The 21,353-nt window shown below is 69.2% G+C and carries 15 protein-coding genes; 6 read left to right on the top strand and 9 right to left on the bottom strand.

The window, feature by feature from the left end; all coding sequences use genetic code 11:
• The first annotated feature begins 8 nt into the window (after positions 1-8).
• Positions 9-866: a formyltetrahydrofolate deformylase gene (gene purU, locus AC3WQR_RS25380; protein WP_062478396.1), complete on the top strand. Its 858-nt coding sequence runs from the start codon at positions 9-11 to the stop codon at positions 864-866.
• Between the two features lie 22 nt (positions 867-888).
• A complete protein-coding gene (locus AC3WQR_RS25375) occupies positions 889-2,136 on the top strand; it encodes a S1 family peptidase (RefSeq protein WP_492744450.1) in 1,248 nt (415 codons plus the stop codon).
• Positions 2,137-2,167: 31 nt separating this feature from the next.
• Here the strand turns inward: AC3WQR_RS25375 and AC3WQR_RS25370 are convergent, their stop codons facing one another.
• From AC3WQR_RS25370 to AC3WQR_RS25355, 4 genes are all read right to left on the bottom strand, one after another.
• Positions 2,168-2,542: a YXWGXW repeat-containing protein gene (locus tag AC3WQR_RS25370; protein ID WP_159279682.1), complete on the bottom strand. Its 375-nt coding sequence runs from the start codon at positions 2,540-2,542 to the stop codon at positions 2,168-2,170.
• 112 nt (positions 2,543-2,654) lie between these two features.
• On the bottom strand, positions 2,655-3,989 hold the full coding sequence (locus AC3WQR_RS25365) for a GDSL-type esterase/lipase family protein (RefSeq protein ID WP_492744448.1): 1,335 nt from the start codon (positions 3,987-3,989) through the stop codon (positions 2,655-2,657).
• Between the two features lie 66 nt (positions 3,990-4,055).
• A complete protein-coding gene (locus tag AC3WQR_RS25360) occupies positions 4,056-7,352 on the bottom strand; it encodes a carboxyl transferase domain-containing protein (protein WP_492744446.1) in 3,297 nt (1,098 codons plus the stop codon).
• A gap of 13 nt (positions 7,353-7,365) precedes the next feature.
• A complete protein-coding gene (locus tag AC3WQR_RS25355) occupies positions 7,366-8,979 on the bottom strand; it encodes an AMP-binding protein (RefSeq protein WP_492744485.1) in 1,614 nt (537 codons plus the stop codon).
• 127 nt (positions 8,980-9,106) lie between these two features.
• Here AC3WQR_RS25355 and AC3WQR_RS25350 point away from each other — a divergent pair, with 127 nt between their 5' ends.
• The 3 genes from AC3WQR_RS25350 to AC3WQR_RS25340 all read left to right on the top strand — a co-directional run bounded on the left by AC3WQR_RS25350 (position 9,107) and on the right by AC3WQR_RS25340 (position 14,706).
• Positions 9,107-9,796: a TetR/AcrR family transcriptional regulator gene (locus AC3WQR_RS25350; protein WP_492699568.1), complete on the top strand. Its 690-nt coding sequence runs from the start codon at positions 9,107-9,109 to the stop codon at positions 9,794-9,796.
• A 33-nt stretch (positions 9,797-9,829) separates the two neighbouring features.
• A complete protein-coding gene (locus AC3WQR_RS25345) occupies positions 9,830-11,089 on the top strand; it encodes a branched-chain amino acid ABC transporter substrate-binding protein (protein WP_159274664.1) in 1,260 nt (419 codons plus the stop codon).
• A 398-nt stretch (positions 11,090-11,487) separates the two neighbouring features.
• A complete protein-coding gene (locus AC3WQR_RS25340; protein WP_492744444.1) occupies positions 11,488-14,706 on the top strand; it encodes a bifunctional cytochrome P450/NADPH--P450 reductase in 3,219 nt (1,072 codons plus the stop codon).
• A gap of 75 nt (positions 14,707-14,781) precedes the next feature.
• On the opposite strand, the gene AC3WQR_RS25335 is transcribed toward AC3WQR_RS25340, so the two are convergent.
• The 5 genes from AC3WQR_RS25335 to AC3WQR_RS25315 all read right to left on the bottom strand — a co-directional run bounded on the left by AC3WQR_RS25335 (position 14,782) and on the right by AC3WQR_RS25315 (position 19,279).
• Positions 14,782-15,555 carry an esterase/lipase family protein gene (locus AC3WQR_RS25335; RefSeq protein WP_095746971.1) on the bottom strand — a complete coding sequence of 258 codons (774 nt, stop codon included), beginning with the start codon at positions 15,553-15,555 and terminating at the stop codon, positions 14,782-14,784.
• Between the two features lie 84 nt (positions 15,556-15,639).
• Positions 15,640-16,275, bottom strand: a complete 636-nt coding sequence (locus tag AC3WQR_RS25330; RefSeq protein ID WP_070063831.1) for a TetR/AcrR family transcriptional regulator — start codon at positions 16,273-16,275, stop codon at positions 15,640-15,642.
• Positions 16,276-16,305: 30 nt separating this feature from the next.
• The gene (locus AC3WQR_RS25325; RefSeq protein ID WP_492744442.1) at positions 16,306-16,788 is read right to left on the bottom strand and encodes a phasin family protein; all 483 of its coding nucleotides are present in this window, start codon (positions 16,786-16,788) and stop codon (positions 16,306-16,308) included.
• An 86-nt stretch (positions 16,789-16,874) separates the two neighbouring features.
• A complete protein-coding gene (locus AC3WQR_RS25320) occupies positions 16,875-17,426 on the bottom strand; it encodes a hypothetical protein (RefSeq protein WP_095950081.1) in 552 nt (183 codons plus the stop codon).
• Positions 17,427-17,572: 146 nt separating this feature from the next.
• Positions 17,573-19,279: a WS/DGAT/MGAT family O-acyltransferase gene (locus AC3WQR_RS25315; protein WP_492744440.1), complete on the bottom strand. Its 1,707-nt coding sequence runs from the start codon at positions 19,277-19,279 to the stop codon at positions 17,573-17,575.
• A 235-nt stretch (positions 19,280-19,514) separates the two neighbouring features.
• On the opposite strand from AC3WQR_RS25315, the gene AC3WQR_RS25310 reads away from it, so the two are divergent.
• Positions 19,515-21,353: prolyl oligopeptidase family serine peptidase (locus tag AC3WQR_RS25310; RefSeq protein ID WP_492744438.1), on the top strand; the 1,839-nt coding region annotated here is incomplete at its 3' end.

The following is a 21,353-nucleotide window of genomic DNA, read 5'->3' as shown; positions in this document are numbered from 1 at the left end:
TGCCCCTGATGACGACCACTACGCCTGCCTACATCCTGAACCTCTCCTGTCCCGACCGGACGGGCATCGTGCACGCCGTGTCGGGCTTCCTGCTCGAGCGCGGCGCCAACATCGAAGAGGCCGCCCAATACAACGACCACGGCACCGGCCTGTTCTTCATGCGCGTGCGCTTCGCCTGCGGCGACCACAGCGAAGCCGTGCTGCGCGAGGAGCTGAAGGCCTTCGCCACCGGTTTCGGCATGAGCCTGCAGCTGCACGCCGCCGCCGACCCGATGAAGACCGTGATCCTGGTCAGCAAGGAAGGCCACTGCCTGAACGACCTGCTGTTCCGCTGGAAGAGCGGCCTGCTGTCGATTGACGTGCGCGCCATCATCTCGAACCACCGCGACTTCTACCAGCTGGCCGCCAGCTACAACGTGCCCTTCCACCACATCCCGGTGACGGCCGCGACCAAGGCGCAGGCCGAGGCCAAGCAGCTCGAGATCATCGAGGCCGAGGGCGCCGAACTCGTGGTGCTCGCGCGCTACATGCAGATCCTGAGCAACGACCTGTGCAAGAGCCTGGCCGGCCGCGCGATCAACATCCACCACTCGTTCCTGCCCAGCTTCAAGGGCGCCAAGCCCTACTACCAGGCACATGACCGCGGCGTGAAGCTGATCGGCGCCACAGCCCACTACGTGACGGCCGACCTCGACGAAGGCCCGATCATCGAGCAGGACGTGGCCCGTGCCGACCACACCGACACGGTCGAAGACCTCACGGCCCGCGGCCGCGACACCGAAAGCCAGGTGCTGGCCCGCGCCGTGAAGTGGCACAGCGAGCACCGCGTGCTGCTGAACGGCCACCGCACGGTCGTGTTCCGCTAACCCACCCCACCGCCGCTCCCAGATGCGCCTGCAGCTTCCGCTTTTCGCCCTTGCTGCCGCTCTGGCAGCGCCCGCCACCTTCGCCCAGGACGCCCGCGCCGGCAGCGCCCCGCTGGCGCCCGACGCGCTGTTCGCGCGCATCTCGCCCAGCGTCTGGGTGGTGCAGGCCAGCGACGCCCAGGGCAAGGTCCTGGCCACCGGCAGCGCAGTGGCCACCGGCCCGGGCACGGCCGTCACCAGTTGCAAGCTGCTGGCCAAGGCCAGCGCCGTGGTGCTGCGCCGCGACAACGTGAGCTACGGCGCCGCGCTGGAGCACCCGGACGTCGAACGCGACCTGTGCCAGTTGCGCATCGCGAACCTCGTGTCGCCGACGCTGGGCGTCGTGCCCGCGGGGGCGTTGCAGGTCGGGATGCCGCTGTACGTCATCGGGTCGCCGCGCGGGCGCGAACTCACGCTCGGCATCTCCATGCTCGGCGGCGTGCGCCGCAACGCCGCGGGCGCGCTCGAGTCGCTGCAGCTGGCCACGCCGACCGAGGCGGGCCTGGCCGGTGCCGGCCTGTTCGATGCGCAAGGCCGCCTCGTGGGCCTCGTCGCCGGATCGGCGCCGGCGACCCTCGCCATGCCAGCCGCGTGGATCGCGGAGCTGCCGACGCGCGGCCAGCGGGCCATCGAGCGCCTGGCCTCGCAGCCCGCGCCGGCCAGCGTGTCGCTGCAGCGCCCGAGCCTCGTGGAGTACCAGCTGCACGACCGCCTCACCAACACCTACCGCAAGGTGATCTACCGCGCGGACACGGCCACCACCAGTGACGACCGCCTCAGCTTCAACAACGGGGGCTGGATCGAGAAGCCGGGCGGCGAAGTGATCGGCGTCACGACGGCCGTGGGCGGCGAGTTCGACAGCGTCATGCCGCCGGGCGGCTGGGCCCGCCCGACCCTGGAACAGGACGCCGCCTGGGCCACGGAATACGACGCCACCATGGGCGGCACGCGCATCAAGATGGACCTGCGCGCCCACGTGGTGGACGACGCCGCCATGCTGCCGGTCAACGGCCGCGAGATGAAGGTAGTGAAGATCGACTACCGCGGCCACACCCAGCGCTTCGCGAACGCGGGCGCCTGGAGTGGCAACCAGTACGGGACCTACCGCGCCAGCGTGTGGTTCTCGCCGGAGCTGGGCCGCGTCGTCCGCTTCGAAGTGCAGACGCGCGGCGGTGCGAGCGGCGGCGCGTTCCAGGTCAGCGAAGTGCTCGAGCTGGTGAGCATCCGCTAGCCCCGGGCGCGCGCCGCGCGCGCTCTATCGATCAATTGCGGTACGGGTTGTCCGGGCGCCGGTCCTGGCGGTTCGGCACGCCGTCGCCGTCGCGGTCCCAGCGGCCGCGGTTGTATTCCCAACGGCCATTGTTCTCGCGCCATTCCGGCGCACGGTAGGCATAGCCCGGGCGGGCACGCACGTACATGCCCCGCACCCACACATGGCGACCGCCACGCCACTCATAGTGGCCCGGCGACCACACATAGCCGCGACGCGGCGGCGGCATGCGCTCGTAGCGCGGCGGGGGCGGCGGCCCCTGGATGGTGATCACCGCCTGCGCCTGCGCGGCCGTGGGAACGGCCAGGGCGCCCACCGACAGCAGCGAAGCGGCACCGATGGAAAGAGCGACTGCGAGTGTTTTCATGAGAAAGCCCCATGGTTGTTGGAGGAGCCTTCATGCTGCCGGGACCGTGTGAAGCGCCTGTAAGCGCTGCGCGAAATCTTGTGTAGAGCTGTTTCGCTGCCGCAGACGCGCTTTATTCCTGCAATTCGCGCAGGTCGATGGCCGCGGCCATGGCCGCGTGGCCGGCGCGGTTGGGATGCAGGTGATCGCCGCTGTCGAATGTCGGATTCAGCTGACGCGGCGCGGCTGGGTCGCGCAGCACCGCATCGAAGTCGATCACGCCGTCCACGTCCTGGCGGCTGCGCACCCAGCGGTTCACGGCCTCGCGCATGGCCTCGTTGGCGTCGGTGCCGTAGATCGTGTTGCCGAAGGGCGGCACGGTGCCCAGCAGCACCTTCACGCCCTTGGCGCGCGCCTGCTTGACGAGTTGCCCCAGGCCCTCGGTGACGCGCTCGGCCGTGGGCACGTCGTGCGGCGGCACCTTGAGGCCGGGGATGCCCGCGAAGATGGCGCGGCCGATGTCGTTGGTGCCCAGCAGCACGATGACGTGCGTCACGCCGCTCTGGCCCAGCGCGTCGCGCGCAAAGCGCGACAGGCCGTCAGGGCCGATGCCGTTCACCAGCAGCCGGTTGCCGCCGATGCCGGCGTTGATCACCGACACCGCGTGCGCGGCCTGCGGGCTGTCACGCAACCGCGTGGCGAGCATGTCAGGGTACGAACCGTCGCCCGACTCGCCACCGCCCGCGGTGATCGAATCGCCGAACGCGACGACGGTGCGCACGGGTCGGGTGGTGAGCACGTCGAGCCCGGTCACGATGTGGCTCATCGGCAGCGCCACCGCCTTCGACAGCCGGGGCGCCGAGACGGCGTTGCCTTGCGCCAGCCAGCCCGTGTCGCTGGACAGCAGGTACATCGTGGCGAAGGGGGTCGCGCGGTCGAGAAAAAGACTCACGGCCACGGCCTGGCCCGCCGCAACGTTCAGCGCCACGCCGTCGCTCCATGCTTCCGCGCCCGGCGCCACGGTGACGGTGGCGCGGCCGCCGAAACGCAGCGTGCGCAACGAGGCCGGCGAGATGGCGTCGCCGCCCGTGCCCAGTGCCACGGTGGCGGCGGCGATGCGCAGCGGCGTCTTGCCGAAGCGGTTCGACACCCGCACGCGGATGCGCTCGCCGTCGATCGTCGGGCGCATCATCTGGCGCAAGGTCTGGCCGCGGAACACATGGTCGCCCGGCCCGCCGATGGCGGCCGTGGCGGGGTTCGCATCCAGTTCGGCGAAGTCGAGCACCGCCACGGCCCAGCTCGCCACCCAGCGCGCTTCGGCCGGCTGGCGTGCCGCCTGCTCGACCTTCTCCGCCCACACCGCCTGCACGCCCACGAGCAACACCGCAAGGCCGAGAACGGCCATCCAGTGTGCAGGGGAAAAGGCGACGTCGCGCAGACGGACGCGCCAGCGGGCAGGAAGCTTCATGCGTGCAAAAGCGGCCCAGTGTACGGAGCCGCCTTGCCCGCGCAGGTGACGAGGTCTAAGCCTGCGTTACCAAGTGTCGACGTACGCCGAGACCGCCTCGGCCGGCCGCGTCGCCGACGCCAGGCCGCGCACCAGCCAGGTGCGCGTGTCGGCCGGGTCGATCACCGCGTCGATCTCCAGCGTCTGCGCCATGTGGATCGCTTCGCCGTTCGCGTACTGCTGCGCCACCAGCTGCTTGAACAGTGCGTCGCGCTCGGCGCCCTCGGGCACGGCCGCGAGTTCCTTGCGAAAGCCCAGTCGCACCGCGCCTTCGAGGCCCATCGCACCGAACTCGCCGGTGGGCCAGGCCACGGTGAACACGGGCGCATCGAAGCCGCCGGCGGTCATGGCCTGCGCACCCAGGCCGTAGCCCTTGCGCAGCACCACCGCGAAGAAAGGCACGCGCAGATGCGAGGCCACCATGAACATGCGGCACACGTGGCGCACCTGCGCCTGCGCCTCGACCTCGGGCCCGACCATGAAGCCGGGCGTGTCGCACAACGACACGATCGGTAACCCGTGGGCATTGCACAGTTGCATGAAGCGTGCGGATTTGTCGGCCGCCTCCACGTCGATCGCGCCGCCCAGGTGGTGCGGGTTGTTCGCCATCAGGCCGACCGGCTTGCCCTCGATGCGCGCCAGCGCCGTGACGATGCCCGCGCCGAAACCCGCGCGCAATTCGAGCAGCGAGCCGGTGTCGACCACGCCGCGCATGGCGGCGCGCACGTCGTACACGCGCAGGCGGTTCTCGGGCACCACGTGGCGCAGCGTGCGCGGATCGGCGCACTGCCAGTCGCTCACCGGGCCCTGGAAGTACGACAGGTACTGCTTCGCAGCCGCCACGGCCGCAGCTTCGTCTTCCACCAGGATGTCGATCACGCCGTTGCGCGACTGCACGCTGCTCGGCCCGATCTGCTCGGGCGCGAAGGTGCCCAGGCCGCCGCCTTCGATCATCGCGGGGCCGCTCATGCCGATGTTGCTGCCCTTGGTGGCAATGATCACGTCGGCGCAGCCCAGCAGCGCCGCGTTGCCCGCGAAGCAGCGCCCGTGCACGATGCCGACCACCGGCACCTTGCCCGACAGCGCCGCGAACTGGCTGAAGGTGTGGTTGTTCAGGCCCGCGACGATCGGCATGTCGGTGTCGCCCGGTCGCCCGCCCCCGCCCTCGGCGAACAGCACCACCGGCAGCTTGAGCTGGTGCGCCACCGCGAGCAGCCGGTCGGTCTTGTGGTGGTTGCGCATGCCCTGCGTGCCGGCCAGCACGGTGTAGTCGTAGGCCAGCACAGCGCAGCGCGATTTCTCGGGGCCGAACTGCTTCGCGTTGACGCTGCCCAGCCCCGTCACCATGCCGTCGGCCGGCGTGTTGGCGATGAGGTCTTCGAGCGTGCGGCGGCGCGTCTGCGCAGCGATGGCGAGCGCGCCGTACTCGATGAAGTTGCCGGGGTCGCCGGCCATCTCGCACAGGTCGGCGATGTTCTCGCGCGCGGTGCGACCGCCCTGCGCATGCCGCTTGTCGACCGCCGTCTTGCGGTTCGCGTCGAGCGTGGGCGCATGGCGGTCGATGACCTTCTGCAGGTCGGGACGGATCGCGTCGAGGTCGTGCGCGACGCGCGCCTGCGCCTGCACACCCTGCGCATCGACGGCCTCCAGCCGCACCAGCGACTGGCCTTCGACGAGGTAGTCGCCGGGCGCGGCCAGCAGCGCCAGCACGCGGCCGGCCACGGGCGCGTGCAACAGGTGCTCCATCTTCATGGCCTCGAGCACGCCGAGTTGCGCGCCGGCGGGCAGCACGTCGCCCACCGCGACCTCGAACTGCACCAGCTTCGCGGGCATCGGCGCCTTGACGGTGAGGCCGTCGTCGTCTTCCTCGTCCTGCGCCGGCGCGCTCGCGGCGGCGGGCGCGGTGACCTTCTTCGTGTGCTTCTCGAACGCCTTCGCGTCGGCGAGCAGATCGCCCAGGTGCGCTTCCACGAAGCGCGTGTGCACTGCCTGCGTCGCGAACTCGGGCCGCGCGGCAATGGCGCACAGCAGCGGCAGGTTGGTGGCGATGCCGTCGATATGGCATTCGTCGAGCGCGCGCAGCGAGCGGCGCAGCGCGTCCGCGAAACGCGGCGACGGCGAATGCACGATGAGCTTGGCCAAGAGCGTGTCGTAGTGCGGCGAGGGCGCGAGGCCCGTGTAGCCGTGCGTGTCGACGCGCACGCCGGGACCGGCGGGCAGGTCGAAGCGCGCGAGCGTGCCGCCCGCGGGGCGCGCGTTGCCCTGCGCGTCGAGCGTCTCGGCGTTGATGCGCCACTGCACCGCGAAGCCGCGCTGCGGCGCCGTGCGGCCGACCTCCACGCCGAGCGCGTCCAGCGTGTCGCCCGAAGCGACGGCGATCTGCAGCTGCACGAGGTCCAGCCCCGTCACGGCTTCGGTCACCGTGTGCTCGACCTGCAGGCGCGGGTTCGCTTCGATGAAGACGAAAGGCAAGGTGGTCGACGCGGCATCGACCAGGAATTCGAAGGTGCCGAGACCGCGATAGCCCACGGCCTTGGCCATGCGCAGCGCGGCCTGCGTGACCTGCGCGCGCAGCGGCTCGGGCAGCGAGGGGCTGGGCGCGATTTCGACCAGCTTCTGGAAGCGGCGCTGCAGCGTGCACTCGCGCTCGCCGAGGCTGGCCACTGCGCTGCCGTCGCCGAGCACCTGCACCTCGATGTGCCGCGCGTTGCGCATCAGGCGCTCGACGTACACGCCCTCGATGCCGAACGCCGCCTTGGCCTCGGACATGCAGCGCGCATGCGCCTCGGGCAGCTCGTCGGCCGTGAGCACGGCGCGCATGCCGCGTCCGCCGCCGCCGCCGATGGCCTTGACCATCACGCCCGCGCCCTGCGCATGCTGCTCGGCGAAGAAGGCCTGCGCCTGCGCGAGCGTCACCGCGCCCGCGCTGCCGGGCATCACGGGCACGTCGCACTGCGCGGCCAGTTCGCGCGCACGGGCCTTGTCGCCGAACAGGCCCAGCTGCTCCGGCGTGGGGCCGATGAAGACCAGGCCCGCGTCGGCGCAGGCCTGTGCGAAGTCGGCACGCTCGCTGAGGAAGCCGTAGCCGGGATGCACCGCATCGCAGCCTTGCGCCTTCGCCACCGCGATCAACGCGGCCACGTCGAGGTAGGCCGAAGGGCCGGTCGCGTCGAGCGCCACCGCCACGTCGGCCAGCTGCACATGCAGCGCGGCGGCATCGTCGCGCGCATGCACCGCCACGCTGGCAATGCCCAGGTCGCGCAGCGCGCGCACCAGGCGCACGGCGATCTCGCCGCGGTTGGCAATCAGAACTTTGGAAAACACGCGAAGAAGCCTTTCAGGTCTTGTCTTTGAGCAGGCGGCGCAGCACCTTGCCCGCGCCGGTGGTCGGCAATGCATCGATGAAGCTCACGGCGCGCGGCGCCTTGTAGCTCGCCATGTTCTCGCGCGCCCAGGCCACGAGCGCGTCGGCCTCGAGCGCGGCGCCGGGCTTGCGCACGATGAAGGCCTTCACGACCTCGCCCTTCTCGGGGTCGGGCTGCGCGATGACCGCCGCCTGCGCCACCGCCGGGTGCTTGATGAGGATGGTCTCGACCTCTTCGGGGAACACGCTGTAGCCCGAGACCTTGATCATTTCCTTGAAGCGGCCGATGAAGGTGAGGTAGCCGTCGGCGTCGAGCTTGCCCATGTCGCCCGTGTGCACCCAGCCGTTGCGCAAGGTGGCGGCCGTGGCCTCGGGCTTGTTCCAGTAGCCCTTGAACGAGCCGGCGCTGGTGAGCACGATCTCGCCGACCTCGCCCGTGGGCATGTCGGCCTGGGTCTCGGTGTCGATGATGCGGATGGTCACGCCCGGCACCGGCACGCCCTGCGTGCCCCAGCGCGGCGCCACGTGCGGCGTGTAGGTGTCGCAGGTGTGGGTTTCGCTCAGGCCGTAGGCGGCCTCGAACGAGCTGCAGTTGTTGGCGTGCGAGCGCCACTGCGCGGCCAGCGGTTCGGTGAAGGCGATGCCGAAGCTGGTGACCGGGTTCATCTTCAGGCTCGACAGGTCGAAGCGGGCGATGTCGGGCACCTGCATGCAGGCCACGTTCATCGGCGCGATGCTGTACCACCAGCTCACCTTGTAGGCGGCAATGGCCTGCAGCACGGCGCGCGGGTCGAAGCGGTGCATCAGCACCGAGGCCGCGCCGCTGAGCACGGGCACGTTGACGCCCATGAGCATGCCGGCGATGTGATACAGCGGCGCGATCGAAAGCAGCACGTCGTCCGGCCCCACGCCGTTGCAGTCGGCCGCGGCGCGCGTCTTGAAGAGCGCGTTGCCGTAGCTGAGCATCGCGCCCTTGGGCAGGCCGGTGGTGCCCGAGGTGTAGGTCATGAGCGCGATGTCGTCCATGTCGATGGCGACGGGCTGCGGCGTGGCGCCGCTGCGCATCACGGCGAGGAAGTCTTCGCAGCCTTCGGGCACGCTGCGTTCGGCGGTGCGCTCGGCGGCCAGTTCGGCCGGCAGGTCGAGCGTGGGCTCGGCGGGCAGCAGGTCGGCGTAGTGCACCACGAACACATGCGCGAGCGCGCTCTCGGCCTGCACCTTGCGCACCACCGGCACGAGCGGCGCGGCCGCGACGATCACGCGCGCCTTCAGGTCGTTGACCTGGTAGGCCAGCTCGTGCTCCTTGTTGAGCGGGCCGCTCGGGCAGACGATGGCGCCGATCTTCTGGATGCCGAAGTGCGCCACCAGGTACTGCGGACAGTTGTTGAGGAACAGCACCACGGGTTCGCCCTTGGCCACGCCCAGGGCCTGCAGGCGTGCGGCGAAGGCGTCGCTCGCGCGGTCGAGCTCGGCCCAGCTCAGGGCCTGGCCGTACCAGAGGCAGGCGGTGGCGTCGCCGCGCGTGCGTGCGTGGTCGCGCAGGTAGGCGTGCAGGGGCTGCTGCACGCGCGGCGGCAGTTCCTTCAAGCGTTCAGCGGCAGGTGTGGGGGTGGCGGGCGTTGTCTCCATGGCGTCACTTTCTCAGGGTTATCGATAGCCGCCTGCGCATGGCCGGCGCTTGCCAATGCGGCATGGTGCACGAACAATCCTACCCATGGGTATAACTTCCGCGACACCGAACAAACCCTCTGCCACGCACACGGCGCTGGCCGCGCAGCCGCACCTGCCGCAGGGCACGGGCCGCCAGCGCGCGGCCACGCAGGGCACCGACCTGCAGCGCGAGCGCATCCTGCAGGCGGCGGCGCAGCTGTTTGCCGCGCAGGGCTACGCCAACACGACCATGGCGCAGATCGTGCGCGAGCTGGGCGTGACCAAGCCCTTCGTGTACTACTACTTCCGCGACAAGCAGGAGATCTTCGAGACGCTGTCGTGGCGCCCCGCGGTCGACTGCTTCACCGCGCTCGACTTCGCCGCCGCCGACCCGCGCCGCGCGAGCGAGAAGGTGATGGAAGGCATCGAGGGGCTGATCCGCGCCACCATCGCGCACCACCCGGTGGCCTTCTTCGCGTACCGCGAGCCGCAGGTGTACCGCCCCGAATACCTCGAAGCGCAGAAGAAGCTCGCGCACCACTTCTACGACCTGCTGTGCCCGCTGCTCGAAGAAGCCCGGCGCGACGGCGACCTCGACTTCGACGAGACCAAGATCACCGCGCTCGCAGCCTGCAGCCTGCCGGGCTTTCTCTACAGCTGGTACCGCCCCAACGGGCGCCTCTCGCCCGACGAGGTGGTGGCACAGCTCACGAAACTGGCCAGCCGCGTGATCGGGCTGCGCGCGAAGCACTGATTCCGTCTTTCACACACCCTCCGGAGACACTTCATGAAGCTCACGCATGCGCCTTTGGCGCGGATCGCCCTTGCCTCTTTGTTTGCCATCGCCGGCACGGCAGCGCAGGCCCAGCAGCCGACCTACAAGATCGCCTACATCGATCCGCTGTCGGGGCCGTTCGCCAACGTGGGCGAACTGATGCTGATGCACACGCAGTACGCCATCGAGGACATCAACGCCAAGGGCGGCGTGCTCGGCGGCATGAAGCTGCAGCTGCTGCAGTTCGACAGCAAGCTCTCGGCGCAGGAAAGCCAGAGCGCGCTGCAGGCGGCCATCGACCAGGGCGCCAAGGCGATCGTCACGGGCGGCTCGGGCTCGTCGGTGGTGACGGCGCTGGTGCTGGCCGTGGCGCGCTGGAACCAGCGCAACCCGGGCAAGGAGCTGATCGTGCTGAACCACTCCTCGATCGACCCCGAGATGACCGGCAAGGGCTGCAGCTTCTGGCACTTCCAGACCGAGGCCAACACGGCGATGAAGATGAAGGCGCTGGCCAACTACATCAAGAAGACGCCGGACGTGAAGAAGGTCTACCTGCTGAACCAGGACTATGCCCACGGCAAGCAGTGGGCCAGCTACGGCCGCCAGCTGGTGGGCCTGGCGCGCCCCGACATCCAGTTCGTCGGCGAGACGTTGCACCCGATCGGCCGCGTGAAGGACTTCGCGCCCTACATCGCCAACATCAAGCAAAGCGGCGCCGACTCGGTCATCACCGGCAACTGGGGCCAGGACATGACGCTGCTGCAGAAGGCCGCGGGCGACGCGGGCTACAACCTGCGCTACTTCAACCACAGCGCAGGCTCGGTGCCGGGCACCGTCACGGCCGTGTCGCAGGCGAAGACGGGGCAGCTCACCTGGGTGGCCGAATGGCACCCGGGCCAGGCCGACACGCCGAAGGTCGACGCACTGGCCAAGGCCTACAAGGCCAAGACCGGCAAGGACTTCCTCGCGCCGCGCATCGACCTGACGCCGCGCCTGCTGGCCGCCGCCATCGCCAAGGCCGGCAGCGCCGACACGGTGAAGGTGGCGCGCGCCCTCGAAGACCTGAGCTTCGACTCGGTGGTGGGCCCGGTGCGCATGCGCGGCGAAGACCACCAGCTGCTGCTGCCGCAGGTGGTGAACACCATCGCGCCGGTGGACGGCAAGGCGGTGAAGACGGGCTGGGAAGGCACCAACTACGGCTTCCGCACCGATGCGGTCTATACCGGGAACGAGCTGGCGCAGGGCACCGACTGCAAGATGGTCCGGCCCTGAGTGCTTTCGGGGTACGTACCCAGGACACCGGGTACTCCCCTCCGCGAATGTCCCCCGGGGCTTCGCCCCTCCTCCTTGATTTCGCTGCGGGGAGCACCCAGTGCCCTGTGCACGAGGACACGCGGCTGGTGCTCACCGATCAACGCGCACTGTGAATGACGATCACGCTGATGGGGTGCCTTGCGCAGCGAAATCAAGGGGGAGCCCGAAGGGCGGAGGACATTCGCGGAGCAAGGTGCCCCATCGGCGTGATTGCGCCCTGAACTGACTCTGTGAAAGGCCCCCGCGCCTCCTAAGGGAAACCCCGTCCTGCCCACCCCCTGTGCCATCGGGATACTCCGGATTCGCATCCCGGACATCCGAAGCGGGTCCATACCGAAGGCACAACAAGGTACACCATGGCAGGAAAGAACTCGCTCCATCCGATCCCCCATCCGGCGAAGAAACCCTTCGTCGGCAATCTGCTGTCCATCGGCTCCGACTCGCCGGTGCTCGACATGTGGAAGATCGCGCAGGACCTCGGCGGCATCTACTGGCTCGACATGCCGGGCATGCCGGTGATCGTGGTGTCGTCGCCCGCGCTGGTCGACGAGCTGTGCGAAGAGCCGCGCTTCGACAAGAGCACGCGCGGCGCGCTGCGCCGGTTGCGCGCCGCGTCGCACGGCCTGTTCACCTCCGACACGCACGAGGAGACGTGGTCCAAGCCGCACAACATCCTGCTGGCCAACTTCAGCCAGCGCGCGATGCAGGCCTACCACCCGATGATGCTGGACATCGCGGGGCAACTGGTCACCAAGTGGGAGCGCCTCAATTTCGATGAAGAGGTGGACGTGGTGCGCGACATGACCGCGCTCACGCTCGACACCATCGGCCTGTGCGGCTTCGGCTACCGCTTCAACTCGTTCTACCGCGAGGGCTTCCATCCTTTCGTCGATGCGATGGTGCGCACGCTGGAGACAGTGCAGAACCGGCGCGGCATTCCGCTCGAGGAGCTGATGCTCAAGAAGGAGCTGGCACAGCAGCGCAAGGACATCCGCTACATGCACAAGATGGTGGAAGACATCATCGAGGAGCGGCGCGCCAGCGGTGCCGACATCGCCACCAAGCCCGACCTGCTGAGCTACATGATCGCGGGCGTGGACAAGAAGAGCGGCGAGAAGCTCACCGACAAGATGATCCGCGACGAGTGCATCGAATTCCTCATCGCGGGCCACGAGACCACCAGCGGCCTGCTGTCGTTCGCCATCTACTTCCTGCTGAACAACCCCGAGGCGATGGCCAAGGCGCAGGCCGAGGTCGACAGCGTGTTCGGCGGCGACACCACGCAAAAGCCCACCTACGCGCAGGTCAACCGGCTGCAGTACGTGATGCAGGTGCTGAAGGAATCGCTGCGCCTGTACCCGACCGCGCCCGCGATCTCGATGCGCGCCAAGGAAGACACGAAGATCGGCGGCCAGTACACGATCAAGAAGAACAACATGGTCATCATGCATGCGCTCGCGCTGCACCGTGACAAGGGCATCTGGGGCGAGGACGCCGACCAGTTCAACCCCGACCACTTCAGCCGCGAGGCCGAGCGCGAGCGGCCCGTGAACGCCTTCAAGCCCTTCGGCAACGGCCAGCGCGCCTGCATCGGGCGGCAGTTCGCCCTGCAGGAGGCGGTGCTCACGCTGGGCATGATCCTGCAGCGCTTCAACCTCGTCGATCACACGGGCTACAAGCTCAAGATCAAGGAAGCGCTGACGATCAAGCCTGAGAACTTCAAGATCAAGGCGCTGCTGCGCGACCCGGCCTCGCGCCCGCGCGGCAACGCAGAGGCGGCGGCCGCGCCCGCCACGCCGACGAAGCCCGCCGCGCGCAAGCCGCAGGCGGCGCGCCACGGCACCTCGCTGCTGGTGCTGCAGGGCTCCAACCTCGGCACGGCCGAAGACCTGGCGCGCCAGCTGGCCGAGGCCGGCGAGCTGCGCGGCTTCTCGACCCAGCTGGCCTCGCTCGACGACTACGCCGAGCGGCTGCCGGCCAGCGGCGCGGTGGCGATCGTCTGCGCCTCGTACAACGGCGTGGCGCCCGACAACGCGGCCGAGTTCCACCGCTGGCTCGACAAGGCCGACGATTCGCTCAACGGCGTGCGCTTCAGCGTCTTCGGCTGCGGCAACACCGACTGGGCCGCCACCTACCAGGCGGTGCCGCGCCGCATCGACGAGCGGCTCGAAGCCTTGGGCGCCGACCGCGTGCACGAGCGCGGCGAAGGCGATGCGCGCGAAGACATGGACGGCGCCTTCCAGGACTGGAGCGACGCGCTGTGGCCCGCGCTGGTGAAGACCTTCGACATCAAGAACGGCGCCGACACGCCGGCCGAAGCCGAGCCGCTGTACACGCTCGAAGAGCTGCCGCCGCCGCAGAAGAACGCGCTGGTCGATGCGCTGGGCGCCGTGCCGCTGCGCGTGATCGAGAACCGCGAACTGCAAAGCGCCGGCGCCAACGGCGAGGCCGGACGCTCGACGCGCCACGTCGAATTGATGCTGCCCGAAGGCGTGAACTACGTGCCCGGCGACCACCTGAGCGTGGTGCCGCGCAACAGCCCCGCGCAGGTCGAGCGCGCGATGGCGCGCTTCGGCTTCGACCGCTCGGCGCATGTGCGGCTGTCGGCGGTGCCGGGGCGCAAGGCGGCGCTGCCGGTCGACCAGGTCATCGCGGTCGATCGGCTGCTGGGCGACTACGTCGAGCTGCAGGACGTGGCCACGCGCAAGCAGATCGCCACGCTGGCGGCGCACACCGAGTGCCCCTTCACCAAGCCGAAGCTGCAGGCGCTGTCGGGCAGCGACGAGGCCTCGCAGGCCGCGTACAAGGCCGAGGTGCTGCACAAGCGCAAGTCGCTGCTCGAACTGCTCGAAGAGCACCGCGCCTGCCAGGTGCCGTTCTCGGTGTTCCTGGAAATGCTGTCGCCGCTGTCGCCGCGCTACTACTCGATCTCCTCGTCGCCGACGATGACGCCGGGGCGCTGCAGCGTGACGGTGGGCGTGGTGAGCGCGCCCGCGATGTCGGGCAACGGCACCTTCGAGGGCGTGTGCTCCAACTTCCTGGCGCGCGCCGAGGCCGGTGACACGGTGCACGGCGTGATCCGCGAGACCACGGCCGAGGGCTTCCGCCTGCCGGAGGACGCAAACCGGCCGCTCATCATGATCGGCCCGGGCACCGGCCTGGCGCCGTTTCGCGGCTTCCTGCAGGCGCGCGCGGCGCAGGTCGAACGCGGCGACGCGCTGGGCGAGGCGATGCTGTTCTTCGGCTGCCGCCACCCCGAGCAGGACTTCATCTACGCCGAAGAGCTGCAGGCCTGGTCGCACCGCGGCCTGATGAAACTGCACACGGCCTTCTCGCGCGCCGGCGACCGCAAGGTCTACGTGCAGGACCTGATCCGCGAACAGGGCGCGACCGTGTGGAAGCTGCTCGAAGCGGGCGCCGTGGTGTACGTGTGCGGCGACGGCTCGCGCATGGAGCCCGACGTGCGGCGCACGCTCAGCGACCTCGCGCGCGAGCACGGACAGGACAGCGCAGCGTGGATGGACAAGATGATTGCCGAGCAGCGCTATGTGCTCGACGTGTGGGCCGGGGCCTGAAGAACCAAATCTGGAGCCCCAAAGAAGAAGACCGGCATTCGCCGGTCTTTTTTATTGGGGAGCGTTCGCCTCAGGTCAGACGTTGCGGTCCGGGTCCGGGTACACCAGCGGCCCGAGCATGCCGCGGTTGAACGGCTTCCACTCGCCCTCGGGCTGCGCCAGCCGGTCGGCCACCGCATAGAGCACGGCCGGGTGCGCGCCGAGCCCCAGGTGGCTCGCCACCACCTCGATGTTCTCGGACTGCGGGCCGGTCTTCTCGAGGCTGCAGCGCCATGCCACGACACCGTCGGTGCGGCTGAAGATCGAGGTCGTGGGCACGGGCGGCGTGGGTTCGACGAACTTCATGCGGCGCGGGTCGTGCGAGCTCTGGCCGCTCACGCCTTCGTACACGCGCCAGGCATTGGTGGCGCGCGGGCTGCCCGAGAACGGGCTGCCGAGCGTGATGACGTTGCGGATGAGGTCCTTCTGCGCCGAGGCCAAGAGCCGCGCATAGACGCCGCCCAGGCTCCAGCCGATCACGCTGACCTTCTGGCCGCTCTTGTCGGCCAGGGTCTTGAGCAGGTCGACCATGCCGTCCTCGACGCCGGCGCGCGGGCCCAGGTTGCGGCCCTGGCCCCAGCCGTGCGCGTCGTAGCCGCGGCTGCACAGGTAGCGGCGCAGCAGCAGCGTGGACATGTCGCTGGCCACCAGGCCCGGCAGCACGAGCACGGGGTGCCCGTCGCCGCGCGGCGCGAGCTGCAGCAGCGGCCACATGGCGAGGCCGGCGCCGGTTTCCCAGAGGGCGCGCGCTTCGGCCAGCAAGAGCAGGCGCGACGGCGGAGCGATGGGTTCGTGGGTGGCGGTGGTCATGATGGCGGCTTCCTTTCTGTTCTTTCTTCTGTAGGACGACGATGGGGGTGCGAAGTTGCATGCCCCGTCGGACGACGACTTCATTTATCCGAGGTATTTGCCCCTCAGGTAATCAAGATAAGCCCTCGATTCGCTGGAAACATACGGAGAAACCAGCGTGAGTGTGTAGAAAGCCGCCAAACCGGGGTCGGCCTGCGCCAGCGCGTCACGCCCCGGCACCAGCCGTTCGAACGAGAGCCAGCAGGTGGTGGTGAAGACCATCTGCAGCGCGAGGATGCGCGCCTGCTCGGCGCTGGTCTCGATCACGCCCGAGGCCACCAGCCCTTCGCACAGCGTCTGGGCCGCCAGCAGGTTCTGCGCGGTCATGGCCTGAGCGCGTTGCCCCAGGGCCGGGTACTCGCTGGCCAGGAAGGCCATGTCGCGGTAGATGAAGCGGTACTCGTCGATGGCCTCGAAGCGCAGGTGCAGCGCCAGCCACAGGTCGTCGATGGCGGCAATGGACGCCGACGAGCCGTTGAGCACCTCGAGCCGCTGCTCGAAGCGCCGGAACAGCCATTCGACGATCAGCTGCTTGGCCTTGAAGTGGTAGTGCAGGTTGCCCGGGCTCATGCCGAGCTCGGCCGCGATCTTGTGCGTGGACACGGCCGGAAGACCTTCCGCGTTGAACAGCGCAAGGCTGGTCTGCAGGATGCGATCGCGCGTGGTGTTGGAGCTGGCCACAAGCGGCGTGTTGCGTGCGTTGTGTGCCGCTCAGCGCTTGCCGCCGGAGCCGCCTGAACTGGCGCGTGGGCCGGACGGTTTCTCGAGTGTCGCGAGGCGTTCGCGCAACTGCGCCACCTCGTCGCGCAGGGCCTGCACCTCGTCGGCGCTGGGCATGCCCAGGCGTTGCAGGGCGGTGGCGACACGCTGGTCGAACACGTCCTCGAACTTGCGGATGCCGAAGGTGTCCAGGCTGGGGAAGCCGCGCGTCAGCGCCGCCTTGGCACCGGCCGCGTCGGCCTTGCCGTGCCCGATGCCGAGCAGGCCTTCGATCACGTTGGCCTGGCGCTTGGCGACGTCGTTGCGCACGTTGTCCAGCGCCTTGAGGCCGGCGCGCAGCAGCGCTTCGGCCTTGTTGGTGCCGGCCGCAGCAGTGTCTGCGGGCGGTGCTTTCGCAGCCGGCGCCGCCTTGCGGGGCGCGGCTTTCTTCTTGACCGCCGGAGCCTTCTTCGCAGGCGCCGCCCTCTTCTTCAACTTTGCAGTGTCATCGGGACGGGTCGCCATGCGGTGGGTGCTCCAGGGGCGTAAGGAATGAAAAGGGCGCGGTCAGCGCCCCGGGATCAGGCCGCCTTGCGGGCAGCGCGGCGAACCGGCTTCTTGGCCGCAGCGACCTTGGCCTTCACGGTGCGCACGGGGGCGGCTTCTTCGGTGCCGCTCACACGGGCTTCGATCTGCTTGGTGCCGGCGACGATGCGGTCGGCGATCTGCACCGACACGGTGGCGAAGGGCTGGTTCACGGCCGACAGGGCGTTCAGCACGGTAGTGGCGGCGGGCGATTCGATCTGGGCGACGCGGTTGGCGACGGTTTCGATGCCGCTGGTGGTGCCGGCAGCGACGCGGTCCATCACGTTCACGATGCGGCTGGTGTCGATGTCCAGGCGGTTGGCCAGGAAGCCATGCACCTTCTCTTGCGCGCCGATCAGGTTGGCCTTGATCTGCTCGCTCACCAGCGGGATCTGGCGGTTGCCCAGGAACTCGCTGTAGCGCGAAGCGGCACCGCCCAGCAGGCGTTGCACGCCGGTGCGGTAGGCACCGACCAGGGTCTTGCCGGCGTCGTTGTACTGGCCGACGACGTGGATGGCGGCGGAAGCGATGTTGGTTTGCGTGGACATGTGAGATTTCCTTGAAGTTGATTGGCTCGCGGGGAATCGCGATGGGCCAATCATCTTCCGCAGGGCCTAGGCCTGGAAAACTAGAACGGTTGGAAAACTAGTCCAACTGCCCCAATTTTTTGTCCAGGCCGGGCCGGCCCTGTCGATCATGCCGCAGCGGCGCGGGGCGATGCGGCGGCCTTGCGGGCCGCGGGCCGGGGTGCGGCCTTCTTCGCCGCAACCTTCTTCGCAGGGGCTTTCTTCGCTGCCGCCTTGACCGGCGTGGCCTTGGCCGGGGCCTTCTGCGCCGTCTTCTTGGCGGCGACGGCCTTCACCGGCGCCTTCTTGCGCGCGGCCGGCTTGCGGGCCGGCGCAGCGGCCCGGGCCTCTTCGTCGGCTTCCGGCGCGGGGGCGGCCACGGGCTTGGGCGGTGTGGCCGGCGCGCCGGAGACGGCCGGGTGCTTCTGCGTCAGCTCCATCAGCAGCTTGTGCTCGGCCAGCAGGTAATCGCCGATCTCGGTGATGTCGGGCACGGCGCGGCGGCAGGCGATCAGGCCGTAGTCCATGCGGCCGTTGTAGCTTTGCACGGTGACGTTGAGCGCGGTGCCGTGGCTGGCGATCGACACCGGGTAGTAGCAGGTGACCAGCGCCCCCGCGAAGTACATCGGGAACGGTGCGCCCGCCACGTTCGAGACCGCCACGTTGGCCGCCGGCGGCAGCAGGTTGACGATGCCCGAGCGCCCCACCATCGACGCGATGCCCGACACCAGCCAGGGCGCGGCGAAGGTCGGGAAGTCGTCCAGGATCACGGCCTTGAAGCGGTTCATCGTCGACTTCGAGGAATTCGACGAGGCGTTGATCGCCTTCAGCCGCTGCAGCGGATCGGTGATGTCGGTGGCCAGGCTCACGAGGATCATGCTGGCCTGGTTGTTGGCCGTCTGGTCGCCCGCCTCGCGCAGGCTCACGGGCACGCCGGCCACCAGCGGCTTGGCCGGCAGCTCGTTGTTGTCGGCCAGGTAGTGGCGCAGCGCGCCGGCCACGGTGGCCAGCACCACGTCGTTGAGCGACACGCCGAAGTGCTTGGCGATGTACTTGGTCTCGGCCAGCGAGATGGTGCGCCCGGCGAAGGTGCGCTGGTTGGTGATCGACACGTTCAGCGAGGTGCGCGGCGCGAAGAGATTGAACTTCTTCGGCGCGGTGGCGGCCGCCTTGTCGGCCGCCTTCCCGTCGGGCTGGGCCAGGCCGCCGATGGCACGCGCGATGGCCGGTGCCATCTTGAAGAGCTTCACGTACTGCTGCGCCGTGTTGCGCAGCGCCGCCGTGGCGAGCTCGGCCATGCCCAGCTGGTAGCCGTTGCTGCGCGGGCGCGCACGCGGCGGCTTGATCACGCGGCCCGTGGCCTCGAGGTCGAAGATGGCCTTGCCCAGCTCGACGCCGGCCTGCCCGTCGATGCCCGCGTGGTGCACCTTGGTGTACAGCGCCACCTGGCCGCTCTTGAGGCCGTCGATGATGAAGAACTCCCACATCGGCCGGCTGCGGTCCATCAGCGTGGAATGCAGCCGTGCCACGTACTGCTGCAGCTGGCGGTTGGTGCCGGGCTTGGGCAGCGTGATGTGGCGCACGTGGTAGTCGAGGTCGATGTCGTCGTCCTCGACCCACACCGGATTGGTCATGTCGAAGGGCATCAGCGCGAGCTTGCGCGTGAACACGTCGGCCAGGTGGATGCGGCTGGCCATGAAGGCCTTGGCGTCTTCGTAGAAGTCGCCCTTGTAGCCCTTGGGCAGGTCCAGCACGTTGAGCGAACCCACGTGCATCGGCATCTCGGGGGTTTCCAGGTGCAGGAAGGTGGCATCAAGACCGCTCAGGTGTTTCATGTGTGGTTCTCCTCGTTGGGGCATGCGCCGTCCGGCAGGATACCGTGGGCATCGCGTTCGTGGGCCTTCGCTTCTTCAGTGTTTCCACCGGGGGAAGGCACGCCCGGGACAGGGGTTTGCCCCAAGGATGGCCGGGGCGCGCATCCACATGTAATGAAAAAATCGACGCGCCTCGAATGCAGCAACAACTGCTCACAGGCCGCCGCATTCACGGGGGCTTCGTACACTGTGCCGCATGACCTCTGCGCACAACGACGACCCCCATCTCTGGCTCGAAGACATCGACGGCGAAGCCGCTCTGGACTGGGCTCGCCAGCAGAATGCACGCGCCGTTCACACCTATGCGCAGTCGCCGGCCTTCGAGGCGATCGAGCAGGGCCTGCTCGAGGTGCTCGACTCGGACGCACGCATTCCGATGGTCAGCAAGATCGGTACGCTGTACTACAACTTCTGGCGCGACAAGGCGCACCCCAAGGGCCTGTGGCGCCGCACCACGCTCGATGAATACCGCACGCCCGAGCCCGCGTGGGAGACCGTGCTCGACCTCGACGCTCTGGCCGCGCAGGACGGCGAGAACTGGGTCTGGCACGGCGCCGACTGCCTCGAGCCCGCGTACGAGCGCTGCCTCATCTCGCTGTCGCGCGGCGGCGCCGATGCCGACGTGGTGCGCGAGTTCGACCTCGTGAGCATGTCGTTCGTCGAAGGCGGCTTCGCGCTGCCCGAGGCGAAGAACCACGTCACCTGGAAAGACATCGACCACCTGTACGTGGGCACCGATTTCGGCCCCGGCTCCATGACCAGCTCGAGCTACCCGCGCCTGGTGAAAGAGTGGCAACGCGGCACGCCGCTGGCCGAGGCCGTCACCGTGTACGAAGGCGCGCACGAAGACATGTCGGTGAGCGCCTGGAGCGACCACACGCCCGGCTTCGAGCGCGACTTCGTCTCGCGCCAGATCGACTTCTACGACAGCGAGACCTGGCTGCGCGCGCCCGACGGCACGCTCGCCAAGATCGACGTGCCCGACGACGCCAACACCGGCGTCACGCGCGAGTGGCTGCTGATCGAGCCGCGCGAAGACTGGAGCGTGGCCGGCCGCACCTACACCGCCGGCTCGCTGCTGGCGGCGCGCTTCGACGACTACATGGCCGGCGCGCGCGAGCTCACGCTGCTGTTCGAGCCCGACGACACCACCGCGCTCGACGACTACTCGTGGACGCGCCACCACCTCATCCTCAACGTGATGCACGACGTGGTGAACCGGCTGGAGGTGCTCACGCCGCCCGCGGACGGCCTGGGCGACTGGGCGCGCGACAGCCTGGGCGGCGCGCCCGCGCTCTCGTGCGTGGCGGCCGGCGGCATCGACGAGACCGAGAGCGACGACTACTTCCTGACCGTGAGCGGCTTCCTGCAGCCGACCACGCTGTACATCGGCACCCTCGGCCAGGGCGAGCCGCAGCCGCTGAAGCACAGCCCCGGCTTCTTCGACGCCTCGCGCTTTCGCGTGAGCCAGCATTTCGCGACCTCGGCGGACGGCACGCGCGTGCCCTACTTCGAGATCGCTGCGAAAGACCTGGTGGCCGACGGCACGAACCCCACGCTGCAGTACGCCTACGGCGGCTTCGAGATCTCGCTGGAGCCGAGCTACAGCGGCGGCATCGGCCGTGCCTGGCTCGAACGCGGCGGCGTGTACGTGGTGGCGAACATCCGCGGCGGCGGCGAGTACGGCCCGCGCTGGCACCAGGCCGCGCTGCAGGAGAACCGGCTGCGCACCTGCGAAGACTTCGCGGCCGTGTCGCAGGACCTGTTCGCGCGCGGCATCACCTCGCCCGCGCACCTGGGCGCCATGGGCGGCAGCAACGGCGGCCTGCTCATGGGCAACATGCTCACGCTGTACCCGCAGCTGTACGGCGCCATCGTGAGCGAGGTGGCGCTGCTCGACATGAAGCGCTACACGCAGCTGTCGGCCGGCGCCTCGTGGATCGCGGAGTACGGCGACCCGGAACTGCCCGACGAGTGGGAGTTCATCCAGACCTTCTCGCCCTACGAGAACGCCAAGGCCGGCACGCCCTACCCG

It is taken from the genome of Variovorax sp. FW305-3-2-15-B-LB1, assembly GCF_058787635.1.
Note: the sequence above shows the minus strand (reverse complement) of the source record. Positions and strands in the feature narration are given on the sequence as shown.

Excerpts from the sequence above, each read along its gene's own strand:
- purU (WP_062478396.1), top strand. The coding sequence starts at position 9 with ATGACGACCACTACGCCTGCCTACATCCTGAACCTCTCCTGTCCCGAC.
- AC3WQR_RS25375 (WP_492744450.1), top strand. The coding sequence starts at position 889 with ATGCGCCTGCAGCTTCCGCTTTTCGCCCTTGCTGCCGCTCTGGCAGCG.
- AC3WQR_RS25370 (WP_159279682.1), bottom strand. The coding sequence starts at position 2,542 with ATGAAAACACTCGCAGTCGCTCTTTCCATCGGTGCCGCTTCGCTGCTG.
- AC3WQR_RS25365 (WP_492744448.1), bottom strand. The coding sequence starts at position 3,989 with ATGAAGCTTCCTGCCCGCTGGCGCGTCCGTCTGCGCGACGTCGCCTTT.
- AC3WQR_RS25350 (WP_492699568.1), top strand. The coding sequence starts at position 9,107 with ATGGGTATAACTTCCGCGACACCGAACAAACCCTCTGCCACGCACACG.
- AC3WQR_RS25345 (WP_159274664.1), top strand. The coding sequence starts at position 9,830 with ATGAAGCTCACGCATGCGCCTTTGGCGCGGATCGCCCTTGCCTCTTTG.
- AC3WQR_RS25340 (WP_492744444.1), top strand. The coding sequence starts at position 11,488 with ATGGCAGGAAAGAACTCGCTCCATCCGATCCCCCATCCGGCGAAGAAA.
- AC3WQR_RS25335 (WP_095746971.1), bottom strand. The coding sequence starts at position 15,555 with ATGACCACCGCCACCCACGAACCCATCGCTCCGCCGTCGCGCCTGCTC.
- AC3WQR_RS25320 (WP_095950081.1), bottom strand. The coding sequence starts at position 17,426 with ATGTCCACGCAAACCAACATCGCTTCCGCCGCCATCCACGTCGTCGGC.
- AC3WQR_RS25315 (WP_492744440.1), bottom strand. The coding sequence starts at position 19,279 with ATGAAACACCTGAGCGGTCTTGATGCCACCTTCCTGCACCTGGAAACC.